We start from the raw sequence: 25,438 nt of genomic DNA on the forward strand, positions 1-25,438 counted from the left end.
ACGCACACACTGGAGGAGATTTGGCAGATGAGCGGCGTCGACCAGGTAAACGCAGTGAAAGACGGGGAAATCTCGCCACAAGATACCTTAGAAGCATCACTCCAGCGGATAGAGGAGCTCGACGATTCGTTGAATGCGTTCACTGTTGTCGACGAGGAGGGTGCAAAAACCGCAGCTCGTGACGCTGAAAAAGCCGTTCAGAACGGCGAGGAACTAGGGGCACTTCATGGAGTTCCGGTTGCCATTAAAGATCTCATTCCTGTGGAAGGAATGCGGACAACATTCGGGTCCGTTCTCTACGAAGACTTTGTCCCTGAACGAGATAGCATTACGGTGACGAGAATCCGTGATGAAGGGGGCATTATCCTCGGGAAGACCAATGTTCCTGAATTCGGTTTCCAAGGGATTACCGATAATGCCATCTTCGGGAAAACGTTCAATCCCTGGGATGAAAGTAAGACCCCCGGTGGTTCATCCGGTGGCTCCGGTGTCGCCCTGGCGACGGGGATGGTTCCGTTTGCCCTTGGCTCGGACGGTGGGGGTTCGGTCCGGATCCCATCAAGTTTTTGTGGGCTTCACGGGATCAAAGCCTCGTTCGGGCGAGTCCCCCTCTACCCAGAGCACCGTGACCCTTCGCTCCCCGGGACGAACGCATGGGAGTCGGTGGAGCATATCGGGCCGATGGGGCGGACGGTCGAAGACACGGCACATCTTCTCTCCGTCATTGCAGGCCCGTATGAAATGGATCGCCATTCACTCCCTGATGATGGGACGGATTATGTTGGAGCTTCAACCGATCCCGATATTTCCGGCCTGGACATTGCTTATAGCCAGGATTGGGGATATGCAGCCGTCGACCCTGTCGTGAGGGAGATGACTGAAAATGCAGCCCAGGTCTTCGAGGACGAACTCGATTGTACGGTGACAGCGGATGACCCAGGGTTTCCAGATCCCGAGGAGGCGTTCACGGCCACAGTCGCCAATAGCACCGATCTGAAAGAACTCAGGAAAGAACTCCACGATCACAAATCGGAAATGGAGCCTGTCCTGGTGGACGTTCTTGAAACGGAGTGGACCGCGATGGACTTCACTGAAGCATATAAAGTCCGTCAGCAGGTCAACATGAAAATGCGGGAATTCATGCAGGAATACGACTTATTGCTTACTCCCACGCTTGCGGCACCCCCGTTCGATGCTGACCTACCGACACCGCCAGACCTCGAAGGACGGGATGTTGGGATATTCCATTGGTTACAGTTCACCTTCACAATCAATCTCACTGGCCAGCCTGCTGCTACAATCCCCGCAGGGTGGACAGACGATAATCTCCCAATTGGCCTTCAGATAGTCGGAGGACATCTGGATGATGAAACAGTGATTGAGGCATCGGCTGCGTATCAGCAGGCCAATCCTTGGCAGGACAAATACTTCCCACCAGACCATCAGGATCACTAAACGGAACCAAAATCGAAACTCCCGTCGATGTGAGCTTTCGGGGTTCTAATCAACGTTACAAGAGATCTGGCTTGCGGGATTCGCGCCCTGTATGCAGCACGTGCTCGACAAACTATCAGCGGCGGAGGGTTTCAACAAGGCCGTTCCCCATCACCTCACCAATCCGTGTCTCGGTCGCCTCCATTAGATATGGCTCGATGGCCGAGTAATCACTCCACCCGCCGATGGACATCATGGTCCGTACATCTCGCCCCTTTTCGACGAGGTGGTAGGTCGCGAACGAGCGCCGGAGATCGTGACTGGTCACCGACCGCCAGCGCTCCTCGCCCAGCTGGTCGGCGATGGCGTCGGCCGCGGCGTCGACCCATCGGCGCACGGTCGGCGTCGAGCGCGGGACCCACGGGTCGGTTCGGTCGAGGTCACGTTCCCGTGTGTACTTGTTCAGATCCTCGGCCACCCGGTCGGGCATCCAGGCGTCACGCAGCTTCCGGTCGCCGCCCTCAGTGTTCTTGCCGCGGATCTCGAAGAGCCAGCATTCACCTTCCTCACTCCACCGGAGGTGCTTGTCGGCTGGATAGGGCACCTCGTGAGCCCGGAGGCCGCACCGCCCCATCAGCTGGACCGCGACCTCACGCATCCAGTCCTCGCGACCAGCTTCCCGTTCGAGCCGGGAGAGTTCGTCCTGATCGAGCCAGCACTTCGTCACATCGCCGGAGTCGTCGACGCGAACCATAAGCGGATTGTCCAGACTACTCCGGCACAAACACTGGGGTCGGTGTAGTGATCTGGGCCGATTCACCCCCGAATGGCCCCCTTCGTGAGCGGGTAGTTGAAGAACTCGTTCACTGGTGGGGTGTCCGACCTTCCTCGCAGTTTAGCGCTGATTGTGTCTCAATTCGGCTAGAAGGCTTTGTTAAAACCCTCAACTAATGATATATTGCAGCACCCCTGCTGGATACAGGGCCCGAATTGCTCATGAAAACCCAAAAACCACAATACCCGCAGTCTCTGTCCAACACAGAACCATGAATTGAGTTTATCAGTGCGGAGAGACACCATCCTCAAACAATACCAATGGCGTCTATGAGAAATAGATTCATTACAGTAATCCTTTTCACACTCGTTGGTGCATTCATCCTCTGTCTGGGGTATATTGGGGCGAGCTGGGACGCACTTGCCCAATCCACTCGCATCTCCGTCGCAACAGCCACACTCGGAGTTATTGGCACGTTATTTCTGGCAGTAGCCACGTTTTGGTCAGTTAGTCAGAATCGCCGGCTCATTGAGGAACGGATACGAGAACGAGAGAAAGAAGTGGTCAGAGAAGAACTCAATGCGTTTATCGAACCATCGATAGCAATTGTACAGAGCAATATCAACGTAGTCCGAGAGGCCGAAGCGCGAGAATGGATCAACAAAACACCAAACAGAATATACGACATTCGTGGCCAGACAGCGATTCTAAAAACCGAGGTTCAGTTGGTTTTCCTTCCGGCAGACCCATATCTTCGAGAGCGGATTCCTGCTGAGGATCCAGACGTCGTTGAAGCGATTGAGAAGCACAACCAGATGGTTCAACAGTTTACCCAGCTTCGACAGGATATCATTCAGGAGATTGAGAAACCAGTGGAAGATTTCCTGCAAGAGAACGACTATGCTGACGAATTTGAGGAGGATGAACTGGATGTGTTGTTAGATGCGGTAGTCAAAGAAAACGAGGGGTATAGGGATCATGAGGAGTTCTGGGAATCTGAACAGGATGAATTGATAGCGTTGGCTTACGACGTGGCAGCCGAACCCCTAAACGAAATTGACCAGAATGTCGACGAGTACCTCTCACTTTGTGAATCCCTTCAACAGCACCTTCGATCCCGAAAAGCACAATTGAAGGAGGAATATGGCATCATATCTGAATTTGACTCCGAAGAGGACATGATTACCGCCGTCTGATTTTTCTGGCTCTGGTGAAGCGCTTAGTCGGTGATAGGTTAGGTCATCCGTGCTGAATACAGGGCGCGAGCCTTGTTTAGACGCCCCTGAATAGGTAGGTCGGCAGTTCTGTCGGGCGGGCAGAATCTGTCGATGAATGCCTCTCGGTCTGATTTCGGTGTACGGACAATGAGCGGAGCCGGCGATCTCCACCGCGTCTAAACAAGGCCGATGAATTCTATTTTTAGGGGCAATAGCAGAAGCACCTCGCGGCAATATCAACGAAGACGACTAGTACTCAACAGGGCGATCTCGAAAACTGCCCTGACGAGAGGCACAGGATAATCGAACGAGCGAACTAGTAGGCAGGTTTCCCTTACAAGTAACACTGCAAAGACTCTAGCGAAAACACTCATTAGATACTGACGAAATCATTGAATAGTGCTCGAGTCAGGCAGGACCAATTCGCTCCAAAAATACTTCGGCAGTAAAGAATCAAAGAGGTTTATTTACCTATCCATACTATTATATTTCTCATTCCTGACCGGTTACATTTCCATATCCAAATATTCTGGCGTTCTTCAAGGGTTGGATAGAAATGGGCAGGTTTTCCTCGGGATGGTTGAAATAGATTCATTAAATTATGTCTTGCTGAATGAAGTAATCTATTCCGCACTTTGGGCTAGCGTAATTACTCTCTCAGTAGCCTACTACAGATTAGGGTGGGCCGATTCTGAGAATCACGGGAAAGTTGTGGGATCCGGATTGGCATTCGTAGCGGTGGGGGGTATTGTATATGCAGTACTTATGCTATTTCTGGGTCATCTTGTTTCCGCCACCCTTGGAGACGCGATACAAGCCGCTCTCGGTGCTGGGAGTACTACAAACATAATCACGGGCGCTATATTTGAATTGTTTATTGTCGGATTCGGTGCGTGCTTCCCCGCACTGGTAACAGGGAGGGCGGATGTTGTATTTCCAAGTAAAACAACCAATCGGATAGAATCTATAACTACTCTGGCAGCCGGTGCAGAGCAGGAGATCAGGGAGGCAAGAGGTACACTTCAGGATCAGCATCATATATCTCTGTTTGAATCATTCTCTTCTGTGTATGGCAAATACGCTGAGGCAGAAGCAGAATACCAACCAATCGCTGAAGCGAACCTCTATGTTCCAGCTGTCGAAAGTCAACTCGGTGCTCTTGAGGCAAGTATTCATGAATTCGGGAAAGATACTCTCAATGAGATTCTCGAGAGGGCCGAAAACCGATTGAAAGCGGATGAGTATTTTATCGCCGACGAAGTGCTAGTTGCTGCTGAGCATATTGCGAGGAATCTGGACACTTATGACGAGCGGATTGAATTTCTCCGAGAAGAATTCGAAGAACAGCACAAATCGAGTACTAAAGAGACTGAAGACACTATTGAACAACAAATCTCCTTGGCTGAAGAAGCCACTGACGAAGCGCGATTTAACGACGCAAATGATCATCTCAAGAGAGCGAGTCAAGCCCTCGAAAAGTTGGAATCTCTAACAAAAGACGACAACGAACATTTCAAGGATAGAATTACATCACGGAGAAAGAACATTGAGGTTGAGAGAAAGCAACATCAAATCAGGGAGGCACGAACCCGGATTTCGATTAGATTCGACATCCCGCTTGATAAAGTTCGAATCCATCAAGAAGGAGAGACAGTCAGGGCTTACGGAGATCTGTATGACCTGCTGAAGAAACTCAAACACCCTCCAGGAGGCGACCTGCCCTGGGAAGAATTCGAAGCAGAGATCATTTCCCGACTACCATTTATATCACCTCAAGATATCAACCACTTTGATCAAATCGTCTCTACTGTTGCTACAATCGCGGATTTCATACAGGAGACAGACAACGCTCACCCTTCTGTCCATGTAGTTGAGTGGGAAGAAGCGATACAGACAGCTGTTGAGAATCAGAATTACGACATATTGAAGCCCGTAATCCGACAGGTAGAGAGACTAAATACTGGCCAAATCTGGGACCAATCACTACTTTATGATTTATCTTGGAGGGAATTGGAAAATATCGTGGGGGATTTGTATTCTGGACAAGGTTACGAAGTCACGGTTACTCAGGGAAGTGCAGATCTCGGTGTAGATGTTTGGGCACGTAAGCGTGACGACCGGCTTGCGATTCAAGTGAAGCAGGTACGGGGAAACAGCACCGTAGGTCGAGAAACTTTACAAAAGTTAGCGAGCACAATTGCGAAAGGGGATGCAGACAGGGCCGTAGTTGTCACAACTGGCGAATTCGCCCGAACTGCAAAACAATATGCTGCGGATTTCGGACCCAATCTTGAATTAATCGATGGGGGCGAGTTAGCAGCCTTACTCAGCGAATCTGAAAGCCAGAGGTAGACGGCCTCGGCATCTCTTCATGATGTCCATTCTCTGCCGGGTCGTAATTCGAGAGCTCCGCTGCCACGAGAGAGACGCCCGCCACAACTGCGAAGATAGCTGTCAGAGGCCATCGAAGATGTCTATCCATTTCATTTGAGATGATGACACCGGGATGTCTTATCTATCGATGGTGTTCAGTGCGTGAAGAAGATATCTTGTCCGGGCTTTCACCCATGCTGAGGCCAGTTCACTCCTGTGCCGGTAAAACGTACACTTATCTCTGCTGAACCTACCCTCTGTATCTTGCACGTCGCTATTGTCAGCTATTGTGAATTTCAACACAGGCGGTTAGAGGTATTTGTCCACTCTCGAAGGGATCTCCAATTGTAATTGCAATCACAGAGCCTTCGACTCAGCCAGAATGTTTTGGCGACCTCCTCTGCAACATTTAGCTCTGCATCGGAACACCGAATTCGTCGCCGAATTCGCCGAAATGCTCGACGAGCGTTTCGCTAGTATCCTCGATATCCGCTATGGAACTGACGTGCTTGTAGAAGATGACCCTGTACCCGAATGGGTCCTGAGCCGTCTCGAGGTCCCAATCGCGCGTCTGTTCTTTGACGCGCTGCTCGTCTTCACTCGAGGCGGTTTTGATCTTGTATCCGAATCCCCGTAGAGCTCCCTCCTCGATGTCATCCCGATTGTACTGCTCAGGCTTGACCCAGTATAGATGGACATTCAGCTTCAGCTGCTTGTTGCTACCCTGATCTCGGACACGCGACAGAGGGTAATCGATTCGTGCAAAGGCCAACGAAGAACTGGAGTCTCGGCCGGTATTCTCGCTCCCCGCATCATCGGAGGCGAATAGCTCCGGCTTCCTTGCTCGCATCTCCTGCCCCACCTGCCGAAGTCGACCCTCGATGCTCGTCTCGAACTGGTCGGTGAGCCGGATCGCCTTCAGATAGCGATCCTGCTCGAGACCTTTGCTTAGGAAGTCATCGGTCATGCTTCTACGGTTTCACGGAGGTATGTTAGCTGTTCCTCCAGTATGTCGGCAATCCTGATCGGCTGGATTGCGTCAACCACGTCTCCGGGATTTGCCAGTCGGTCTACCACTGGTCGTGGCTGGAAGCCAACACGCTGTTGCTCAGCCACCGTACAGAACAGATACGCGTTCGCGGCCCAGTGGTCGTCTACGATGGCGCCACGGAGCAGTAGTGATCGGAGCGCTGCGGTCACGTCCCGCCAGTACATCACCCTGACTGTGCCGGGCCGCTCCCAGTGGACCCTCGGTAAGCCATCGGAGCTACGCTCAACTGGTGGTTCGACGATCGACTCAAGACGGCCTCGTTTATTCTTGGGAAGAAGCAGGACGTGCGTCCACGCCCGATCCTGATACTCCTCCTCGACACGTGCTGCGGTGTCCGAGGTCTTCTCGTAGTTCGTATCGTCCAACTTTACCTCGATTGAGATTCCGTTTTCTGCCCCCAAGAGAAGTATATCCGGGCGCCAGTGCCCTCCATCGGTATCGGGAACTCGCTCTTCTCGCAAGACCTCATTCGGGGGCTCCGACATCTCGGAATCGAATAATTCGGAGACGAAATCGCCCGACGGATTGAGGAGTCTAGCAAGCCAGTTTGACCATCCGAGCTCGTTGCTTGGCTGGAGCGGCCCCCGGCGAAACCGCTCGTCGGTTAGATCGACGCTCAGCGGGTCCGTGTTGAACGGAGCCTCGGATTGTGCCCACTCGTCGTCGGAACGTGCGAGTAGCGTTTTGAGCTCTTTGGCCGTCTCGTCCCCCTCGGTGTAAACTTCCCACCACTCGTCGATCTCTTCGTGGCACTCAGCCAACCACGTCAGGTCGAATACGCGAGCCTGGCCGGCATTCTCAGTGAGGGGCTGTGACTGCGCGTAGGCTGCCCACCAGGGGTCCAGGCTTGTCCAATCACGTGGTTCCAGATCCGCGCTCATGTACCAGCACACCGTTGGAGAGGGTGAAAACCGCTTGGGCGCCAGTAGGTTGGTGAGTTCGACAGGGATTCTCAAGATTGACAAAAATATGAGCTCCGGGTGTCTGTCTTTAGATGCTCCAGATCGTTCTCACCTCTTGCCAGCTCACTCGGACAAATTCCGGGATTCGATAACCACCTATTCAGCGACCCAGTCCAGCGTCTGATTGTGTTCCCGGAGATACGCTGGCTCTAGGCCTACGTCACCGAACTGGATCTCCTCGCCATCCCGGGAGATGATCGTCCGCTGCAGGAGGTCACTCTCCGTAGTAAACTCAGGGTTCACCCGCAGTTCGTATCCAGAACTGATCGTGAACAGTTCGCGGTCGAAGGCTGCATGATGGGTTTTGTTCAGCGGAAGCACGTTCCCGAGATCGGCCCGATGGTCCGGGTACTCACTCCATGGGAGCACGTGAGCCACATCCAACAGACTAGGATGATCTACCCCTGACACCGGGCATGTGGTATCGTGCCGAGCAAGCACTGTCGCCCGAAACTCCGGATCAATCGAGCGGGCACGGACTGTCGTCTCGTAGGTCGCTGCGGTCAAGTCGTCTTCTGCCGTGGGTATGGATTCGAAACCAGCCCACTCGTCAACGGCTTGGTCGGTGAACTGTCGTCCCTCTTCGGTCAGTCGATAGACGTCGCCATCCTGCTCCGCCAAGCCAAGACTCCGGAGCCAGTTCGCCCGCTGTTTAGCCATATCAGTCTTCTCAGGATTCCAGCCCAGTTCGGGATGCGTGCTGAGTTGCTGATCGCTCACTTCCTCAATCGTCATCCCACCAGCGGAGAGCGCATATAGAAGACTGCGTAACCCGACGTTCCGCCGCAGCAGTATCTCGAGGAGCGTCTCCATCGTCCTGTCATCGACGTATCGCTTCCCTTCCGGCCCGAGCATCCACTCGCCGCCCTCAAGACGGAGCAATCCCACGTCCTCGAGATACTCAACACGCCGGATAATCGACTCACGACTCGAAACGTTGGTGAAATTCCCCCGGTGCCACCCTACCAGCTCGTCCGTTGTCGGTTGGTGGACGTCGACGAACGTGAGCACGGCATCCACCGTGTCGACGTAGCTCGTCGCGCCGCCGAACATCGGCACAATACTCCGAAGGGGCTCGGAGGGCATTGCGTACGGCATCCACTGGGCCGGGTATGATCGTTTCCCCGATCGACGAATCGAGAGTGCCGACCGACAACCCTGGGCCGTAGTTTCAAGCCCCTGTTCTTGCTTGGTGGAGTGTGACACTCCGTGAAGCCAGGTCGATCGATTCTCTCTATCGAGAGATTCGTGATACCGACCTCGCCCTGACTGCGGATCCGCCGCTTGCGCTCGCTCTGGACCGGCGCGTTGATCGGCCCCGGATCGGCCGCGTCTGTGCCACTCCTCGCGGTCACGTATCGAATCAGTTCACGCCGATGGACCGGCGAGACCTGTTCGAGGAACTCGTCACCGAGACGGATCTGACCTGGAAGCAAGCCCACCGTGGCCTCGATCGCTGTCTTCAGGCGTGGGACCGGACCGCCGACCCTGAGGCGATTCTTGACTATGACGAGTTCGACACGCCAGCCATCCGCACTGCGGTGAAGCGGATCCGCGACGCCGACAGTAGCTACCGGAAGCTCTCGGATGCCCGCCTTGATGAAGAACTGGACCTAGCCATCGTCGGCGAATCGGCACTGACCAATCTCGACAGATCGCTGCTCCCATCCGACCACAAGTCGGTTGACCGATTTACCGGGGCGACGGGGACGCTCCCCACGTTCGAAATCTTTCCGTCGGCGACGGCGATCGTCGACACACTCATCGAGCAGCTTTCGGCCGAAACCGCCGACTCAGTTGGTGTTGTTCTCGACGAGTCGACCGTATTCAGTCCGCTCGTCGAAGCCGGGCTCGCGGCGGCTGATATCCCCTTCCAGGGTGGCCCCGGCTTCGTCGACGACCCGGACGTGCGGACCTTCCTGCGGCTCCTGCAAGCCATCTTCACCGGTAGCGACCTCCGTGTCGCGGATGTCGAACCCTTGCTCGCACCACTCGGCGTCGACGTCCCGCGCACGCTGGGGGAACAGCGTGTGGATGCACTGGGTGACGGTACGCTCTCCGAGCTGGCTGTAATCGAGGAGGCAGCCACGACGGGAACGCTGCAGGATGCCATCTCCGCCTACGAATCGCTCGCCGGTTTGCGACTCCAGACGCTCCGAGACGAGTGTAATCGGCTCGAAATTCTTGAGGAAGCCGTCACCACCGCGCTGCTCGATCGGCTCACGTACTACCTCCAGTCGTTCGATGTCCCGGTCGACCAGGACCAGACTGGTGTACTCCTAACGGATGCTGCCTCGACAGCCTACATCGACCGGCCGGTCGTCTTCTACCTCGGCCTCGGCACTGGTTGGGCGAAAACGCCGCCAGACGTCCCTTGGATCGATACTACAGAGTACGTCCAGCAGGACCTCGACCGGTTCGAGATCTTGCTCCAGAACGGTCGCCAACGCCACTACCTCGTGCAGGACACGCGCGCCGGTGAAGACGTGACACCGTGTCTCTACTTCCGGGAGCTATTCGAGCAGTCCTTCGACCGGTTCAGCGACCTACCGCATGAACGGTTCGACGGCCACGGCGTCGACCGGGATGCTCCTGGACAACCGTTCGTTGCGCCAGCGGTATCGGAGGAGCCGGAGGAAATTACCGCCCTGAGCCAGTCGACGCTGAAGCGCCTCGCCAACTGCCCTCGTGAGGAATTCTTCACACGACTGGTCGAGACCCCGACGGCGGACTACATGGCTCGCGGGACGGTCGTCCATGAGGCGGCTGAACTCTACGTCTCCCATCCGGAGCCGATCCGCGACCAATTCGAGACTGTCGTTGATGCGATGGTCGAGCAGGTTGAAGCCTACACCACCAACGACCGGCGACCGGTCGAGCGAACTCAACTAGCGATCGCCCTCGAGACGGTGATGGAGTATCTCGACGCGAACCCACCAACTGAGGCCGAGCACGAGGCATACGCTGACCGCCAGCAGGAAAACGGGCTCGCGAATCGGCTGGACCTACCCTGTGACTCACCGCTCACTGAGCGCTGGTTCGAAGCTCCCGAGGTTGGCATCCGTGGCTTCGTCGATCTGCTCCATGGGCCCACAGACCTCGTGGACTACAAGACTGGAAGTCAGTCGACAGCCTCGAAACTCCGGGAGAAGGCTGCAATTGATCCGCCACATGAGGATCCAAACTTTCAGGCAGCATTGTACCTCCTCCAGCATCGCGAGCAAGAACCCGAGGAGCCGCTCTCCATTCACTTCGTGCACGCTCTCGAGCAGACGAACCGCATGGTCAGAGGGGAAGCCCCGGACATCGATGATTTGGTCACGACGATTACGTACCTCCCGTGTACGTTCAGTGAATTCGTTGCGCGGCGCGAAGTGTTCGACGCGGTCACGGATTATGCCGACAGTAATGCCAAGGTCAAAGCGCTCGAGCCGCTCGGCTACGAGGCGTATCGGGAGTTCTTCCTCACCCACGACCTGCCACGGGAGGGCGCGGCTCCTGATCAACGAGCGGCTGTGACCACGGCGTTCATCGAATACACACAAGATCGCGTCAAGCCTTCGCGGGACCTCCAATACGTCGACGACGGCTGTCGAGACGCCATCGAGGAGATGGACGATGTCGTCGGAACCTACTACCTGAAGCCGGACCTCGACGCGTTCGCCGACTTCGTCGACGAGCAGCTGGCGAACCTGAACGAGTACCGCCGCGAGGGCTTCCCCGTCCGCATCAGCGAGGACGGTCCCAACTGGGACCGCGTAGACATGCCGGATCTCATTCTCACCAATGACTGAGCCATCACCGAACGACCAGCAGGAGCAGTTGATCACGCAGACCGAGGGCATCTATCGCGTCAACGCCGGCGCAGGAACTGGAAAGACGTTCGCCGTCACCCGCCGGTACGGCGAAATTCTTGAAACGACCGACGCCACGCCAGACGATATCCTGCTGGTGACGTTCACGCGGAACGCGGCGGCGGAGATGAAAGATCGGATCGTTCAGCAGACCGACTACGACCTCCGAGAGCTGCAGGACGCACCGATCAGCACGTTCCACGCCTACTGCTATCAACTGCTCCGCCGGTACGGACACACGATTCCCGAGGCACTGGGCATCGATGACCAGATCCCTGACGGGCTGGACTTGCTCGAAGACGAGGTCCAGGAACGCCAACACTTCCGGACGTTCATGTCTCGGTTTGCCGACCGGCACCCCGAACACGAGGATCTGCTCCGTATCTTCCGCGACCGGCGGACGCTCCGATCGGTGATCCAACAGCTCGCCGCAAAGGGTGTCATTCCACAACGCGAGGGCTGGTATCGCGACACTGCAGCGCCACTTGAGGGCGACCGAGACGCGTTCCTCGAGACCGTCGCTGAGACCAACGCCCCGAACGAGGGGGCGAATGGACCCAAAAACAGCGATGCCAGGGGTGCTGTGGGTGGCTGGGACGTCACGGAGTACGCACCAGACGCACCCACGAAGGCCGAACTCCATGACGATCCGCAGGTCAGCGAGGACCTCGTCTTCGACGCGTTCGATGAGGATCGCGAGGCGCTCCGGGCCTTCCTCCACGATGTCTATATTGAGTATCTCGAGTTCGCACTCTCTCGAAACTACCTGACTCAGGGGCTGATGCTGGCACTGGCTTTCGTCATGCTCTGCGAAGACCCTACCGTTCGGACGGCAGTCGGCCACGACTACGTCATGGTGGATGAGTTCCAGGACACTAACGAACTCCAGTTCAAAATCACGCTCCTGCTCGCATCGGCCAACAACATCTGTGTCGTTGGTGACTGGAAGCAGAGTATCTACGGGTTCCAGTACACCAGCGTCGAGAACATCACTGAGTTTGAGAGCCGGCTCCAGCAGTATGCAGACGAGCTCAACAGCGACACTGAACGGATCAGTTACCCGGTCGACGAGGTCGAGCCCATCCCGCTGTTCCAGAACTACCGTTCGTCAGCATCTATTCTTGATATTGCCGAGCAGAGTCTCTCGATCCCCGCGACGTACTCCGAGGATCTCGACGAAGATCCGCTGGCCGACGAAGAGCAACTTGAGGCAACAAACTACGTCGACAACGCCCGCATCGATGCCTACCGGGCTGACGACGAGTATGCCCTGATTCTCGACCGGATACAGACGATTGTCGATAACGAGGCATACGCTGTCGAGGTTCGAGATGAGCCAGCGTCGACGGCGGAGATGTCTCCCGAAGAACAGCGGGCGGCCGAGCAGGAACGCCTCGGAGCGCCCTCGTATAGCGATATCGCCGTGTTCACCCGAAAGCGAAAGTTCGCCCGAGAGCTTCTTGACCGGGCGGCCGAGTACGACATCCCTATCGCCTACGAAGGAGGCGTCGAACTATTTGACACGCCAGAGGCGAAGTTGCTCCTCGCCTGGCTCCGTATCTGTGAGTCCGACGATCCGCGAGGCTGGGCCGTGGTGCTCGAACGCGCCGGGCACACCTTCGAGCAGACTGAGACGTTGCTCGCCGAGGAGGCATACCCGGACGCGATGGTCGCGTTCCGTGATGAGTTACTCGAGCTGGAGACACTCGGTGGGCTAGCCCAGCGGGTGTTTGACCGGTACAACATCGCCAACGCGTTCGCCGATGCGCTGCTTGACCACCTAACGAGTGTCTACGAAGGGACGCTGCTGACCCGGGGCGAGGCGATCACCTACATCACGGACAACCTGGAGAACGGGAGTACGGTCGATATCGATACGAGTCCTGGACAGGACGCCGTTACGCTTCAGACAATTCACGGCGCCAAAGGACTCGAGTACCCGATCGTCCTGCTGGGGAATCTAAATTATCGAGCCTTCCCGCACTACGGCCAGCCACCGTCCTCGCCAGTCGTCTACCAGGAGCCGCTCGGCCTCCGCCAGCGGAAGGTCTTCACCGATACGGGGACACACCCGCACGTCTTCAGCAACTGGCGCTACGATCTGCTCAGGTCCTGTCTCCCCTCAGAGTACGACGAGGAGCGCCGGCTTCTGTACGTCGCCATGACGCGGGCCCAGCGACACCTGCTGTTCACCGCCGGTGAGGAGCCGAGCCTGTTCTTCACCGAGCTACCGGTGGAGGCAGACGAACTCGAGCCGGAACCGAGGACGGTAGATACTAGCACCGAGACGGCGGCCGACTACGAGGTCACGATTCCGGATGCGAGTGGGCTGCCGCGACGGCACGGTGTCCATGATATCATGGACGACAGCGTATACCAGGAGGTGACGGAGGGTCGCGGCAAGGAGTTCGGCGATGCCCTCCACGACTTCGCCGAGGCGTACGTCCTCGGCGAGGCCGGCGCGCCAGCGAACGAAGATCAGGAGAACGTGGCCCGGTTGCTTGATGGACTAGACGGAGAGTGTAGTGCCGAGGAGACGGTGTTGCTCCCGCTCACAACGGACCCGAAGGTGACGCTCACAGGCATCATCGATCTGCTGCACATCACACCAGATCGCGTCGAGGTGATCGATTACAAGACCGACCTAAGTCGGGTCGCAGAGTCGGAGTACCAGAAGCAGCTCAGTGCCTACTATCACGTCCTCACCACCGTCTATCCGGATCGTGAGGTCCGACTGGCGGTGTTCTACACCGCCGACGATGAACTGGTCACGATCGACCCGATTGCTGAGGACGAGTTTACACAGCTTGTCAAAGCGGCACTTATTGAGGACACGTAGCAGCAGCTTCGCGCTCCTCTCGTTCCATTCCAGTGTCGGCTGAGCATGTCCGACACTTTATCAGGGACCAGTCCGCCGCACAAGCCATATGGGCGGTCCCCGCAGTCTGGTTGGTCGTCTGGCCGAATCGTTCGTCGATGTCATTCACGAGGTCGACGCCGAAATCGGCGAGAATCGAACCTACGGCGCTGGCATCGGCCCCCACGACGAAGACGACCAGATCGACGCGCTGGTGCAGGCCGTCCGGGAGGAGGGACTTTTCGACGGGACGATTGCGACCGCGAAGGGCGATGCCGCGGCCGTCCGCTACCCAGGGGGGCAGGCTGCCGACCTGTATCTCGAGCGCGATGGCCGCGCTGAGTACTGTGAAGCGAAGCTGTTCCGCTTCCAGAAAGCGAACGGGAATCCCTACGCTCAGGAGTTCAGCAAGGTATTCAATCCGTTCCAGGAGCGGAACCCGCGATCTTTCATCCATGATGTGAACAAGCTCGCGGAAGCCGATATCCGACACCCGAAGACGTTCCTTGGGTTGTACTATCGCCCGGTTGAGGGTGCCGGCACCGAGATCACGAGCCAGGATATCGCCGATAAGTTCGCCGCCGACGTCGACCTCTGGACGGGCTACTCAATCAGCGTGGACACCATCGCGCACTTCGACGATCTCCAGCACGAGGTCCACCAACGCGGCGGTATTTTGACCTGGACGCTTGAAGACCAGCCAGAGCAGTTCTTCTGATACGCTCATTGAGGTTTATCTTCGAGACTCAGGGCCTTCTGAAGTCGATCAGGATCGAGAGAGGCATCCAGTCCTCCTGGATTGAGCGTTTCCCGCTTGTATGCGATCACTATGTGTCAGCTACTTCGCAATGCTCCCAGAGTACCTGCTACCGCCGCAAGGGGAGATCATGACCGGTTTTATTGTAACTTGAGGCATTCTGCCGGTAATGGTCGAATTCGGTGACGAAGCTCTCCAGGCGAATTTCAAGCTGTTCCTCGAGGGCCGGAACATCTACAAAGTGGATTGTGGTGACCGTGATGGGTGGCAGCGGTGGAAACGATTGAATCGGGTAGAATACCCCGAAGAGCCGGATGAGACGCAAGGATATGTGAATACATTCAAAGATATTGAGGTCGGCGATGTCGTTCTTGCCCAGCACATCGGCGGCGAAGAAGGCACCAAACACACCTTTGGTTTCGGGGTCGTCGCACACGGAGACGAATTCTATGACCCGGAGTCGATTCCCGTTGATCCGGATACTGGAGACCCACTCGCGTTGTGGGTTTCATGGGTCACAGTAGCGGATAATGGGGAACACATCACCGCCGATGTTCCGGCAGAGTTCCCCGAGGAGCCGGTGATTGCGGTTTCACAGGAATACTTCGAGGATTTGTTGGAGGGGTTGGGTGGAGAGTCGTACCCACCTGATAATGATGTCCTCATCAATCGTCTAATTGCCGCACCGAGCGAGAGTCCGGGATTTGGGCTTGCTGAATGGCTTGCCGAAAGTCTCGACGGAGACTTCGAGTATTTCATCCTCAAGACGGGTGACGACGAGTATGATGATGAGCCAGATAGTTCGTACCACTTCAGAGAGAACATCCCTGGCTGTAACCAACTGAATACAGCGGTCCCGGATGTCCGATTCGTTTACCTCGAGGACGGCGAGTTCTACGCTGTCGGCTCCCTCGGGGAGGTTGAAACCAAAGATCGGGATGGAGTGAGTCATTATTTCGCCGAGGTAACTCAGTACCACGAAATCGATCCGATTCCGCGTGAGACTGTCGAAGAGCAGCTTACCATCGATTTTCCGATTCAGTATGGGATCATCAAGATCGAAGAGTCCGACTACGAGCATATCCTCGGCAGCAACACTGCCCGTGACCCGCGAGCCGCGACCGACGAGCTCCTCGAAGAGGAATCCGGGCAAGCCCACCTCTATCGGCAGGCGCTGGCTCATCTCGTGGCTGGCAAAAATCTCGTCTTCTATGGCCCACCGGGAACCGGGAAAACGCGGGCAGCTCGGAAGCTTTCAAACGCGATTTGCGCGGGCGATTACTCGCTGGTGACGGCGAATGCAGAGTGGTCGAACTACCAGGTTGTCGGCGGGTATGCGCCTTCTGAAGACGGGTTCGAACCGCAGCAAGGATTCCTGACAAAGGCGGCCGCTGATTGTCAGCAGACGCTCCAGCAGCCAGCTGACGCCCATCCGACTTGGTTGCTGATCGACGAGCTCAATCGGGCGAATCTCGACGAGGCCTTCGGTGACGTCTTCACGCTGCTCGATATCGACTACAGAACCTCCCGCAAGCTCTCATACGCACCGAACGCGGACGACGTCCCAGTTCCTCTCTCGTTCCGGATTCTCGCCACGATGAACACGTATGACCAGGCGCAGCTGTTCTCGCTGGGCTATGCATTCAGGCGGCGCTTTGCCTTCGTCCGGGTCCCCTCGCTGATGGACAATGGGGGCCAAGCACCCACAACCAGCGAGCCGACTCACGACCCTTCTCCTCCTGATCTGACTCCCGGAAGTGAAACGACAATCGATGTCGTACGGGATGTGATTCCGGAATATTTCCTCCTTGGAGTTGACGACGGTGTGGGTGTTTCCGCTGCAGACGTTGCAGTGGTGCTGGAAAACCTGGCGACCCCCACACAGCTCCAGCAAACCATGGAGGCACTAGATGAGCACGAAGAACTCCGGACGGGGGCGCTCGACTGGCTCCAAACGCTCGCCTATTTCGCTCAAGAGGTGATCAAGCGTGACGTCGTCGAAATCGGACAAGCGCTCCTCATCGACGCCGCGAAATACGTTGTCGCCTATCAACTGCTCTTCCCGGAGCAGCTTGACCGTAGTGTGCTTGATCAGGCCGTGGTGTCGTATCTCGTCCCGCAATTCGAGCACTTCATGCCGGAGCTCCGCCGTGCAGAAACAATCGATCAGGATAGCCACGCAGCTGAGGACTTCCAGGAGATCATTGATCTCGCGAATCAGCTCGGGCTGCCAGAAACCGCGTCTGTCCTGGCTGCGGCGAAAGAAGACAAGCGCGTGCTCGAGTAGCAAGAATGCCCTACCGGACGTATCAAACCTACTCGCAGGCAGATCTCGGCCTTAGCGATGCGGACTGGGACGGGCTGGTTGCGTATGTCGAATCGATCAACAGTGCACTCGCAGAGGCACAATCCGACCGACCCCGCGTAGAGGAAATCGAAGTCCCCCCACCATCAATCAGCGATGATGGATTCTCACCTGGTGGGTGGGCCGGTCAGTACCCGCCTGATGTGACGGTCAAGCCCGGTCGGTTGGATGATGAGGAATTCGAGTCCCTGCTTGCCGATATCCAGGGCTGGGCAGAGGTGGTCGGTGCCGATACGATCTCGGCATCACTGCCGCTCTCGAACGAGTTGCTGCTGGATGAGCGAACGCGACTGGCAGGCTACAGTCGAGCGCTGATCGAGTATACTGAGACTATCTTAGCCCACCGGCTTCCCGTGACGGTCACCCGGACACGAGAACGAGAGCAGTCACCGCAGGGCCGACCCGTGATGTCGGACACCATCACACAGCGCGCTCAGGGCCGCCGAGACATCGTCACTGAGAACGTCGAGTTCTCGTTTGAGACGCTGCCGAACTATCTGCTCGTCCGGTTCCATATCGAGTTAGCAAACCAGATGCGAGCGTTAGCAGACGAGTTCACCTACTACGAGCGCGCATTCCAGCGACAGATCCGGTATCATGAGCAGTTCATCCAGGAAGGGATTCCGGGCCAACTCGTGGATGATGCACTCGAGACCGACTTCGGTGATCCACGGATTCTCTCGAAGGTTCGACGGGCAGTCAGTGGCGAGATGGCTGAAGTCGTCGACCTATGGGAAGCGTTCCAGCGGGCGATCAGTATGGAGATCGAACTCGCCTCGAATCTTACGTCGGCTATCAAACCGATGAGCAAGATCTACGAACTCTGGTGTCTCAGTCTTCTCGATCGTCTCCTCACCGATATCGTCGGTACCGACGGCACACGTCCCGAGTCGCTGTCGGGGGTGTTCGAATACGGATCCTCGGTCAAACTCTACTACAATCGGTCAATCGCCACCCACAGTAACTTCCTCTGGCCCGGGATGGGAATCAGCCCAGGCGCGCCTGATTTTGCGCTCGAAGCTGATGGCGAGCTCGTCTGGGTCGGTGACGCGAAATACAAGACCTGGCGGACGCTTGACCTGGATGACTACCGACGCTTCATCACGTATCTCGTGGATCTGGTTCCCGAGGCCGAGACTGGTACGATCCTGTACATCGATGATTCCTCTGGGTCGTTCCGTCGTGAACAGGATTTCCAGGCGTTTTCGATCGAGCACATAGCTGCGCGTCCGCGGACAAAGTCACAGTCTTCCGGATTCTTGCGCGAGAAATTTGAACGGTTGCTATAGGCCCTCAATTGGAACTTGATGAGAGAATAGGTCACTATCGGACCGTACCCGGGACTTATCCTGAAGTCTCCATCAGAGCTAGCCTCACGAAGTGCTGGCTTGACCGCGAGGAACTCGGCTAGCTCGAGGAGACTGCCGCCCGGGCGGACTGAGAGCACGAGATCACCATCCAACTCATGGGATGGTGTGGGCTCCGAGCGGACGGGGAACGTATCGAGTCACGACCTCCGACGCCCCTGGGCGACGTATCATCTCGTCGAGCGGCGGGCCAATGTCCGGACGATGATAGCCGTCGGTAGGTGATCTGATTACTCTGCTAGCGAGCCGTATCTCGCAGAGCCGGCCGAGAGTCGAATCGGGAAGGCGCTGTCATCCTGCTTCGGTGTCTTCGTCCTGCTGTATCTGCCACCATTCTCCCTGCTCCATCGACGCCGCAGCGCGAAGCGAGATAGTGTCTCTGTTTCCTCTCTCTTTCGTGGTGATATCGGCAAAAGCACCGACCTGGCCGGCGTCTCTTGCATTCTCGTCAGCCCCCGACTTGAGACCTGGAGCGCCGGGCTCAAAGAATCCCCTTTCGATAAGTTCCGTCTTGACCTTCTGTCCCAGTTTCATCTTCCCGGGAACTAGCCCAGCTGCTCGAGAGAGATACTTGAACGTCGGATCCTCAGCCAGCCGGTCCGCCTCTTCGTCCCGACGGCGGTATCGTCGCTCATAGTCGACAATGACTTCAATGACCAGAAGCGCAATTCCCTCGATTCGTTTCCGATTCCCGAAGGCAGTCAGATCCAATAACAGCATTCCGCGAACAGCCTCCGCCTGGAGATGTCTAGGAATATCCAATTGGCTACAATACGCCTGCGTAATCCGTTTCTTGTCGATATTCGCTAGCCGGGATGCCTGGTTTCCGTCCGACGGATGTCGGCCTTCCTGATGCAGTGCGAGCCGGGTCTCAGGGACCTTGAAACGGGCAAACTGACTCGACTTCTTCCGTTCCGCCTCTACTCCGATCGATGTCGCTCCGATAGGTTCGTAGCCGACAGACCATGGACTCAACTCTGTCTCCCACGCCGCCGGTAGCTCACCATCTACACTATCCGACGTGTCCCGGCCCCGGTAGTCCAGAGTCGGCTGGTCATCATCGGACTCATCTAGCCACTGGATACGGTCGATATCTTCCTCAGGCGCGACTGCTTCGTCTTCATCCAACTGTCGCACCCGAACGATCCGACGCATCTGAGACGGGGTTCCATACGGGAGCTTATCAGCCTATGTGTGAACGGAAGACCCCTTTTGGCCACGTATATCATTGAGTAACTTACCAAATGCTTATTTGATAGTTATTATTTATATGTACTTCCGCAACAATACCATCACGTGAGGGAGGCGGTCGGCGACGGCCAGCGGCCGATGCCGGCTCTGCCAATCCGGTGAATCATTCTGATTCGGCTCGTTTCGAACTCCGATTTGACTTGTCGCAATAATGCGACAGATGTTCTGTCCATTGGAATTCGAAGCGACCCTCATTCGCTTAGCGTACAGTATCGTACGCGCTCTGCGCCCGGGTGATGTAACCCTTAGGCGCTTCGGAGCAAAGCGGATCGTCCCGACACAATCCGATTCTGAGTGGTGAGACGTTGATTGCGTCTCTTGCCATACCAGGTCGGCACGGATTTTGGAGTGGCAGGTTGCCTGGAGAATCCTGACCGCTGCCCTCGATTGTAATGCTCTGTACGGCCGCTGGCGAGTGGCAACGCTGGCCAGCGCTGGCAGGGCATTGGAGAGCCATTACCATGAGCACAAAGAGCCTCAGTTCTGATCCGAGCCCGCCGACGATTACAAACCACGCTGCTGACCAGTGGGAAGATCGAGCGCCCGTCGACACCCCTGAGCCGCTGGTAACAGCCATCCACGATGCGTTCGAAGTAGATAGCCAGGTCAACGGCGATACGGCCTATTATCACCCCGCTTACGACCTGCTGCTGGTCATCAAGTCCTGGCGAGTGGTGACGGTACTGTACGCTGACCACGACCGGATGGACACGACAAGCATGCAGGCTTGTGAGTGTGGTTGTCTGACCGATATCTTCGAACACGATGCGTGCCCCCGTTGCGGCGACCCGGTCGAGAAAACCATCACGATGACCGGGGGGTGGTCCTGATGGCAGTGCGAGAAGGCCGGACGCGTCTCGACGAGATGAACGGTTCAGGTGACAACGTGTTCGTCATCGCAACGGTGACCCACATCCAAGATCTGAACAGCGCCAAGCCCTATCAGAAGGGGCTTCTCCGGGATGGATCGATGTCGGCCGGCGATGTCCGGCCGTTCGTGGTCTACGATCCGGATATCCGGCTTGAGAAGGGGACCCGATACAAGATGAACGGGTTCGATCATCCGTACGAGCCCTACGAGGAGATCCAACTGCTGCTCGGTGAGGACGCGTACGTGGAGGTCTGCGAGACGTGAGGGGTCACTACCCCCCTTTTCGTCAACAATCCGGAGGCGGTCTTGGACTAGCACACAACTAGGAGCGATAGCCCTAGGACTGAGGAAGCCTAGGAACTGCTCCAAACTAGACTACTGACTTGCTGAGTGGTTTTACTAGGTTGAATTCGTCCTAGACTAGTTGAACTAGGTAAAGGGCTAGGCTAAATCTCTCAAACACTGGATGTTCGAAATTTGTTCCAAATTTTACAGAAATATTTATGTCGGTGGGGTTCCGACTTGGCATCGAGGATGGCGACGAATGCTCACTCCCCCTCGGCCCAGTCCAGCTCGCGACTCATCGACAACGTGGTCGTCTTCAATGCTCGACAGCACAACTGGCGTCCTTGCGTAGAGGGTCCTACAGACGCCAATGCTCATCGCAGCGTGAATGTTGGTCAGCCTTGGCACGGAATCAAACAGCATGCCATGAACCGAGAACTGCACCCTCGGACGATCCCGAAGGGTGCGCTGATTATTGCGCGGCGGACGACACGGGGCGACGGCTCTGCCCCCCACGGGACGCTCGGCCTCTGGAAATACCACGGGTATGCCCCAGTCACTGACCAGTCTGAAACACCATGGCCTGAGACCTACGACTACGTCCTTTACGCGCGGGAACTGCAGACTGTCGAGCGGGAGTTCGCGCGTCCCTTCAACGCGCGCTTCGGTGAGGGTGGCCTGTTCCACCAGGCCAAGCTCATGCGAAGCGTAACGCGCCTAACGCGTGCAGATGCTCGAGCGTACCTTGGGCAACTCGTCGAGCACAGAGGTATGTCAAAATCCGCACAGCGGTTCCTCGATAAGTTGCTTGAGCGCCAACCGGAGTGACTGGTAGGTGCCGCACCCGCACATCGATTATCGCCGCTAACCGAGATGACAGAGCTCAATACGTCCGAAGACTCGCATCCGAGCGGTCCGCCAGGTACGCCTCAATATCTGATTCCCGCCATCCCGTCGGGGAGAGGACACTCTCAGCTGCTCGGAGTAGTCGTTCCCGGTAGAACGAGGCATCATATGCGGTCTCGGCAGTGACTTCGAACGCCAACCGAACTCGATCGCGCGAATGTGTCGCGTCGTTGGCGACGAGGTACTCGATGGATTCGCCCGGATGGACGCCGATACCCTGAGACTCAGCGCGCCGCAACGCCGATACCGACCGCGTGCGCTGCTCGTACTCCTCGAGCGGTTTCGAGACTCGCTGGGTGATGAGCAGTTCTCTCGCGTCGACTGCGCCCCGGTTGAGTTCATCCAGCCGTCGTTGGAGAATGTCGCACACCGCCTGCGGCTCACGGTGTTCCGAGTACGTCTGGATAAATCCACGTTGCACGCGGTCGACGTACGCTGAGGTGGAGCGCTGTCGACACTCGATGCCGCGATACTTGTAGCGATCGTTGATACCTGCCTCTTTGCCGAAGTACTTCGTGAGCGCGCCCGCATCCGAGGTCCGCTGTGGAACGAACGCGATCCAGTCGTACGCCGCCTCGTGTTCGAGGTCGATTGCAATTGCCTCGCTGACTGTCTCGCAAACTTCTTCGAGCGGTGTCTGCTCGCGGTCGGCCATCGCGGTCACCCAAAGGCTGTCGACGATGCCGTGGACCACACGCCAGCCGTTCGCTTCGAGGAGCTCCTTCGCGTCGAGGAGGATCTCCCGGGCGACCGCATTGATCGCCTCGTGGCACTCGATACGACCGAACTTGGCGTTGCTGAACCCCTGGTACCCGAAGCAGGAGACGAGGATCCACTTCAGTGCCGCCGAGCGTCCCTGAAGCGCCTGCTCTCGCTCGAGGTCATCGACGGTCTGTAGTTCGGCCTTGATCGCGGCCCGGTCGTCGATAATCGGCTTTAGCACATCCGCGAGATAGCCCCGTTCGTCGCAGATCGAATAGTCCAGCCCTGGCACGTCGTCGCTGGTGTGACAGTCACAGCAGACCGTCTCCGGGCTGATGTTCCGTGTCACCATGATATTCGGATACATCGACGAGAAATCGAGTTCGTGGACGTCCTCGTGGATGCCGACCTCGGGCTCGAAGGTGAACCCGCCGCGGTCGGCCTCGTGGAGCGTGCGCATCGATTTGAAGAATTCATGTCGCCAGGAGTTCCACGGCACGCGGACGTCCCGCTCGCGCGCCTCGCGAATCTGGATGGCGGTGAGGATATTCCCGATGGAGGCCCAGCCGAGCTCCTGGAGTGGCTTCCCCGAGCGCTCGACGAGATCGAGACAGCCCGCCAGATTCGTCTCCGACCACATGAACGAGTGTTGCTCGTTGATGAGAACCCGTCCGGGGACGGAATAGCGGGCTGGTGAGTGGCCGACCTGTCCGTAGCTCGTATAGGTCGACCGCCCCGCTCGTTGCTGGTAGCCCGGGCGCCGCCCCAGCTGGAACGACCGATTGCAGACACGGTCGGCCAGCTCGAACAGTCGGGGGACGAGCGCTGCTGCACTCACGACCAGAATATCCGGGTCGGTCCGGTGGAGGCGTCGGGTAACCGTCTCGATGATGGTGTCGGGGCCCTCAATCACCTGCTCGCCGACGGTCAGCCGTGGCAACGGGTTGGTCGCCAGGTCGGCCTCGGTCGCGGCCAGCCGGAGGCATTCGAGCTCGCGGGTCTCGGTGGGCGTCGGCTCGGTCCCCGTCTCCAGACAGTAGCGGAACTCCGGCGAGAGGTCCACGTCGAACAACCGGTAGGCGCCTGGCCGGTCCCACTGTTGGATCTGTCGGGCTACGTCGGTAATCGCTCCAACGTCGGTCACATCGACGCGGAGCATCGGGGCGGCCTCGTGCCGGAAGCCCGGACGGTGGTGGGTACGGGCGGTCGCTGCAACTTGCGGGTGAGTGCGAAGATGCGGCCGGATATCGTCTAGGGATCCGCCCTCAGCGTGGACACAGATCGTGGGCGTGTAGTCGGCAACCCGTTCGGCGGTCACGCCGTCGGGGGTGACCCGCCAGACCAGCACCGCTCCGTCCTGAAAGTCAATCTTCAGAACCATCCTCACCGTGGACCGCTTCCAGGGCGGTGAGCTGCTCTTCGAGGGTTGCGATGCGAGCTTGCTGGGCCAGCAGCATCGAGAGGAAGACGGGGAACAGCGGTTCGTCATGATTGAGATAGCCGGCGGCATCGGCGTGCTGTCGGGCGTCCGCCCACAGCTGGTCGTAGTGGCCCTGCTCCCGGCGGCGGAGCCCCCTTCGATACGGCTGCCAGCGCTCCTCCAGCCCGCGGAGGCGGTCACGGTACGTCGGATTAGTACGCCCCAACGCTCGCCACCTCCGTCGTGTCCGCTACGGCCGTCGCCCGCTCGGCAAGCACCTCGCCCCAGAACGCCAGCGTTGTCTGGAGGTACTGACCATCCCGGTAGACCAGCGTCTCGAATCCCGAGCCGGTGAACCGCGGCCCGAACTGCGTCTGCTCGCATGCAATCGTCTCTGCGGCGACATCCGCAATCGGTCGAGAAAGTTCGTCGGCGGCCGCTCGTGTGACGAGGACCGGCACGTCGTGGTCTGTCGCGATCGCTGCCAGGTCGTGCGCTACCTCGCGACAGAGTTCCGCGCCATCCAGGCCCTGAAGGTCCTCAGCGCGGTACTGATGGTCCACGACGGGGACGACGACCAGTGCCACGTCGCCAGCTGCGTCGACAAGCCGCTCACGAAGCGTCTGGACCAGGCTGTAGTGCTGGTAGGGGGTGAATCCGCGGGCGACACTGATGCGTCCCAAGAGGCGGCGACTCGGAGCCAGCCGCCCGAGGGCGGCAGTCGTCGCCCGCCCCTTGCTGTCGACCCAGAGGGCCGCTCCATCGGTCACCAGCAGGTGGTCCAGCACGAGCGACTGGAGGGGGCCCGGTGCAGTGTCGGTCTCGAGTAGTGTGACGCCGGCTTCGAGTGTGGGGAGGGCCGGCGTCTCCGGTGGCTGCGGTGATGGTGCAGACTGCATACCACAACGACGGTGTGGGGGCTGGATAAGCCGTACCGGGGTCTTTCCAGGTTTCCAGAAGCTACGGCGACCGCCAGATTTCACCTGTCTCG

19 protein-coding genes are annotated in these 25,438 nt (G+C 57.5%); 11 read left to right on the plus strand and 8 right to left on the minus strand.

Going from position 1 to position 25,438, the window contains the following annotated elements:
- Nucleotides 1-27 precede the first annotated feature (27 nt).
- Nucleotides 28-1,455 carry an amidase gene (locus tag P2T62_RS06540; RefSeq protein ID WP_276260593.1) on the plus strand — a complete coding sequence of 476 codons (1,428 nt, stop codon included), beginning with the start codon at nucleotides 28-30 and terminating at the stop codon, nucleotides 1,453-1,455.
- A gap of 115 nt (nucleotides 1,456-1,570) precedes the next feature.
- On the opposite strand, the gene P2T62_RS06545 is transcribed toward P2T62_RS06540, so the two are convergent.
- Complete coding sequence (locus tag P2T62_RS06545) at nucleotides 1,571-2,188, minus strand: site-specific integrase (protein ID WP_276260594.1); 618 nt, start codon at nucleotides 2,186-2,188, stop codon at nucleotides 1,571-1,573.
- A gap of 350 nt (nucleotides 2,189-2,538) precedes the next feature.
- Here P2T62_RS06545 and P2T62_RS06550 point away from each other — a divergent pair, with 350 nt between their 5' ends.
- The gene (locus P2T62_RS06550; protein WP_276260595.1) at nucleotides 2,539-3,405 is read left to right on the plus strand and encodes a hypothetical protein; all 867 of its coding nucleotides are present in this window, start codon (nucleotides 2,539-2,541) and stop codon (nucleotides 3,403-3,405) included.
- A 420-nt stretch (nucleotides 3,406-3,825) separates the two neighbouring features.
- Nucleotides 3,826-5,778 (plus strand): restriction endonuclease, encoded by a 1,953-nt coding sequence (locus tag P2T62_RS06555; protein WP_276260596.1) that lies wholly within the window; start codon nucleotides 3,826-3,828, stop codon nucleotides 5,776-5,778.
- Between the two features lie 430 nt (nucleotides 5,779-6,208).
- Here P2T62_RS06555 and P2T62_RS06560 read toward each other — a convergent pair whose 3' ends face one another.
- The 3 genes from P2T62_RS06560 to P2T62_RS06570 all read right to left on the minus strand — a co-directional run bounded on the left by P2T62_RS06560 (nucleotide 6,209) and on the right by P2T62_RS06570 (nucleotide 8,898).
- Complete coding sequence (locus tag P2T62_RS06560; RefSeq protein ID WP_276260597.1) at nucleotides 6,209-6,766, minus strand: hypothetical protein; 558 nt, start codon at nucleotides 6,764-6,766, stop codon at nucleotides 6,209-6,211.
- The gene (locus P2T62_RS06565; protein WP_276260598.1) at nucleotides 6,763-7,731 is read right to left on the minus strand and encodes a hypothetical protein; all 969 of its coding nucleotides are present in this window, start codon (nucleotides 7,729-7,731) and stop codon (nucleotides 6,763-6,765) included. Before P2T62_RS06565 ends, P2T62_RS06560 begins: the two co-directional genes overlap by 4 nt.
- A 177-nt stretch (nucleotides 7,732-7,908) precedes the next feature.
- Nucleotides 7,909-8,898, minus strand: coding sequence for an HNH endonuclease (locus P2T62_RS06570; protein WP_276260599.1), 990 nt, complete (start codon nucleotides 8,896-8,898; stop codon nucleotides 7,909-7,911).
- Between the two features lie 113 nt (nucleotides 8,899-9,011).
- On the opposite strand from P2T62_RS06570, the gene P2T62_RS06575 reads away from it, so the two are divergent.
- The 5 genes from P2T62_RS06575 to P2T62_RS06595 all read left to right on the plus strand — a co-directional run bounded on the left by P2T62_RS06575 (nucleotide 9,012) and on the right by P2T62_RS06595 (nucleotide 18,934).
- A complete protein-coding gene (locus P2T62_RS06575; RefSeq protein ID WP_276260600.1) occupies nucleotides 9,012-11,606 on the plus strand; it encodes a PD-(D/E)XK nuclease family protein in 2,595 nt (864 codons plus the stop codon).
- Nucleotides 11,599-14,505 (plus strand): UvrD-helicase domain-containing protein, encoded by a 2,907-nt coding sequence (locus P2T62_RS06580; RefSeq protein ID WP_276260601.1) that lies wholly within the window; start codon nucleotides 11,599-11,601, stop codon nucleotides 14,503-14,505. The genes P2T62_RS06575 and P2T62_RS06580 overlap by 8 nt, the downstream gene beginning before the upstream one ends.
- Before the next feature lie 88 nt (nucleotides 14,506-14,593).
- Complete coding sequence (locus P2T62_RS06585; RefSeq protein ID WP_276260602.1) at nucleotides 14,594-15,241, plus strand: hypothetical protein; 648 nt, start codon at nucleotides 14,594-14,596, stop codon at nucleotides 15,239-15,241.
- Nucleotides 15,242-15,449: 208 nt separating this feature from the next.
- Complete coding sequence (locus P2T62_RS06590; protein ID WP_276260603.1) at nucleotides 15,450-17,567, plus strand: McrB family protein; 2,118 nt, start codon at nucleotides 15,450-15,452, stop codon at nucleotides 17,565-17,567.
- Between the two features lie 5 nt (nucleotides 17,568-17,572).
- Nucleotides 17,573-18,934, plus strand: a complete 1,362-nt coding sequence (locus P2T62_RS06595; RefSeq protein ID WP_276260604.1) for a hypothetical protein — start codon at nucleotides 17,573-17,575, stop codon at nucleotides 18,932-18,934.
- Between the two features lie 369 nt (nucleotides 18,935-19,303).
- Here P2T62_RS06595 and P2T62_RS06600 read toward each other — a convergent pair whose 3' ends face one another.
- A complete protein-coding gene (locus tag P2T62_RS06600) occupies nucleotides 19,304-20,140 on the minus strand; it encodes a hypothetical protein (RefSeq protein ID WP_276260605.1) in 837 nt (278 codons plus the stop codon).
- Nucleotides 20,141-20,724: 584 nt separating this feature from the next.
- Here P2T62_RS06600 and P2T62_RS06605 point away from each other — a divergent pair.
- From P2T62_RS06605 to P2T62_RS06615, 3 genes are all read left to right on the plus strand, one after another.
- The gene (locus P2T62_RS06605; RefSeq protein WP_276260606.1) at nucleotides 20,725-21,093 is read left to right on the plus strand and encodes a DUF8122 domain-containing protein; all 369 of its coding nucleotides are present in this window, start codon (nucleotides 20,725-20,727) and stop codon (nucleotides 21,091-21,093) included.
- Nucleotides 21,093-21,398, plus strand: a complete 306-nt coding sequence (locus tag P2T62_RS06610) for a hypothetical protein (protein WP_276260607.1) — start codon at nucleotides 21,093-21,095, stop codon at nucleotides 21,396-21,398. The genes P2T62_RS06605 and P2T62_RS06610 overlap by 1 nt, the downstream gene beginning before the upstream one ends.
- A gap of 447 nt (nucleotides 21,399-21,845) precedes the next feature.
- Nucleotides 21,846-22,247 (plus strand): hypothetical protein, encoded by a 402-nt coding sequence (locus P2T62_RS06615; RefSeq protein ID WP_276260608.1) that lies wholly within the window; start codon nucleotides 21,846-21,848, stop codon nucleotides 22,245-22,247.
- A 55-nt stretch (nucleotides 22,248-22,302) separates the two neighbouring features.
- Here the strand turns inward: P2T62_RS06615 and P2T62_RS06620 are convergent, their stop codons facing one another.
- The 3 genes from P2T62_RS06620 to P2T62_RS06630 are packed head-to-tail and all read right to left on the minus strand — an operon-like array spanning nucleotide 22,303 to nucleotide 25,346.
- On the minus strand, nucleotides 22,303-24,408 hold the full coding sequence (locus P2T62_RS06620; protein WP_276260609.1) for a type B DNA-directed DNA polymerase: 2,106 nt from the start codon (nucleotides 24,406-24,408) through the stop codon (nucleotides 22,303-22,305).
- Nucleotides 24,392-24,673, minus strand: coding sequence for a DUF8156 family protein (locus tag P2T62_RS06625; protein WP_276260610.1), 282 nt, complete (start codon nucleotides 24,671-24,673; stop codon nucleotides 24,392-24,394). The genes P2T62_RS06620 and P2T62_RS06625 overlap by 17 nt, the downstream gene beginning before the upstream one ends.
- Nucleotides 24,660-25,346, minus strand: coding sequence for a hypothetical protein (locus P2T62_RS06630; protein ID WP_276260611.1), 687 nt, complete (start codon nucleotides 25,344-25,346; stop codon nucleotides 24,660-24,662). Before P2T62_RS06630 ends, P2T62_RS06625 begins: the two co-directional genes overlap by 14 nt.
- Nucleotides 25,347-25,438: the final 92 nt, after the last annotated feature.

The sequence above is a fragment of the Haloglomus litoreum genome (genome assembly GCF_029338515.1).
In the GTDB taxonomy this organism is placed as follows: domain Archaea; phylum Halobacteriota; class Halobacteria; order Halobacteriales; family Haloarculaceae; genus Haloglomus; species Haloglomus litoreum.

Bases quoted from the DNA above. Each gene is read 5' to 3' on its own strand.
- P2T62_RS06585 (WP_276260602.1), top strand. From the start codon at position 14,594: ATGGGCGGTCCCCGCAGTCTGGTTGGTCGTCTGGCCGAATCGTTCGTC.
- P2T62_RS06605 (WP_276260606.1), top strand. From the start codon at position 20,725: ATGAGCACAAAGAGCCTCAGTTCTGATCCGAGCCCGCCGACGATTACA.
- P2T62_RS06630 (WP_276260611.1), bottom strand. From the start codon at position 25,346: ATGCAGTCTGCACCATCACCGCAGCCACCGGAGACGCCGGCCCTCCCC.
- P2T62_RS06615 (WP_276260608.1), top strand. From the start codon at position 21,846: ATGAACCGAGAACTGCACCCTCGGACGATCCCGAAGGGTGCGCTGATT.
- P2T62_RS06540 (WP_276260593.1), top strand. From the start codon at position 28: ATGAGCGGCGTCGACCAGGTAAACGCAGTGAAAGACGGGGAAATCTCG.
- P2T62_RS06620 (WP_276260609.1), bottom strand. From the start codon at position 24,408: ATGGTTCTGAAGATTGACTTTCAGGACGGAGCGGTGCTGGTCTGGCGG.
- P2T62_RS06565 (WP_276260598.1), bottom strand. From the start codon at position 7,731: ATGAGCGCGGATCTGGAACCACGTGATTGGACAAGCCTGGACCCCTGG.
- P2T62_RS06550 (WP_276260595.1), top strand. From the start codon at position 2,539: ATGAGAAATAGATTCATTACAGTAATCCTTTTCACACTCGTTGGTGCA.
- P2T62_RS06590 (WP_276260603.1), top strand. From the start codon at position 15,450: ATGGTCGAATTCGGTGACGAAGCTCTCCAGGCGAATTTCAAGCTGTTC.
- P2T62_RS06545 (WP_276260594.1), bottom strand. From the start codon at position 2,188: ATGGTTCGCGTCGACGACTCCGGCGATGTGACGAAGTGCTGGCTCGAT.
- P2T62_RS06580 (WP_276260601.1), top strand. From the start codon at position 11,599: ATGACTGAGCCATCACCGAACGACCAGCAGGAGCAGTTGATCACGCAG.
- P2T62_RS06610 (WP_276260607.1), top strand. From the start codon at position 21,093: ATGGCAGTGCGAGAAGGCCGGACGCGTCTCGACGAGATGAACGGTTCA.
- P2T62_RS06595 (WP_276260604.1), top strand. From the start codon at position 17,573: ATGCCCTACCGGACGTATCAAACCTACTCGCAGGCAGATCTCGGCCTT.
- P2T62_RS06570 (WP_276260599.1), bottom strand. From the start codon at position 8,898: ATGCCCTCCGAGCCCCTTCGGAGTATTGTGCCGATGTTCGGCGGCGCG.
- P2T62_RS06560 (WP_276260597.1), bottom strand. From the start codon at position 6,766: ATGACCGATGACTTCCTAAGCAAAGGTCTCGAGCAGGATCGCTATCTG.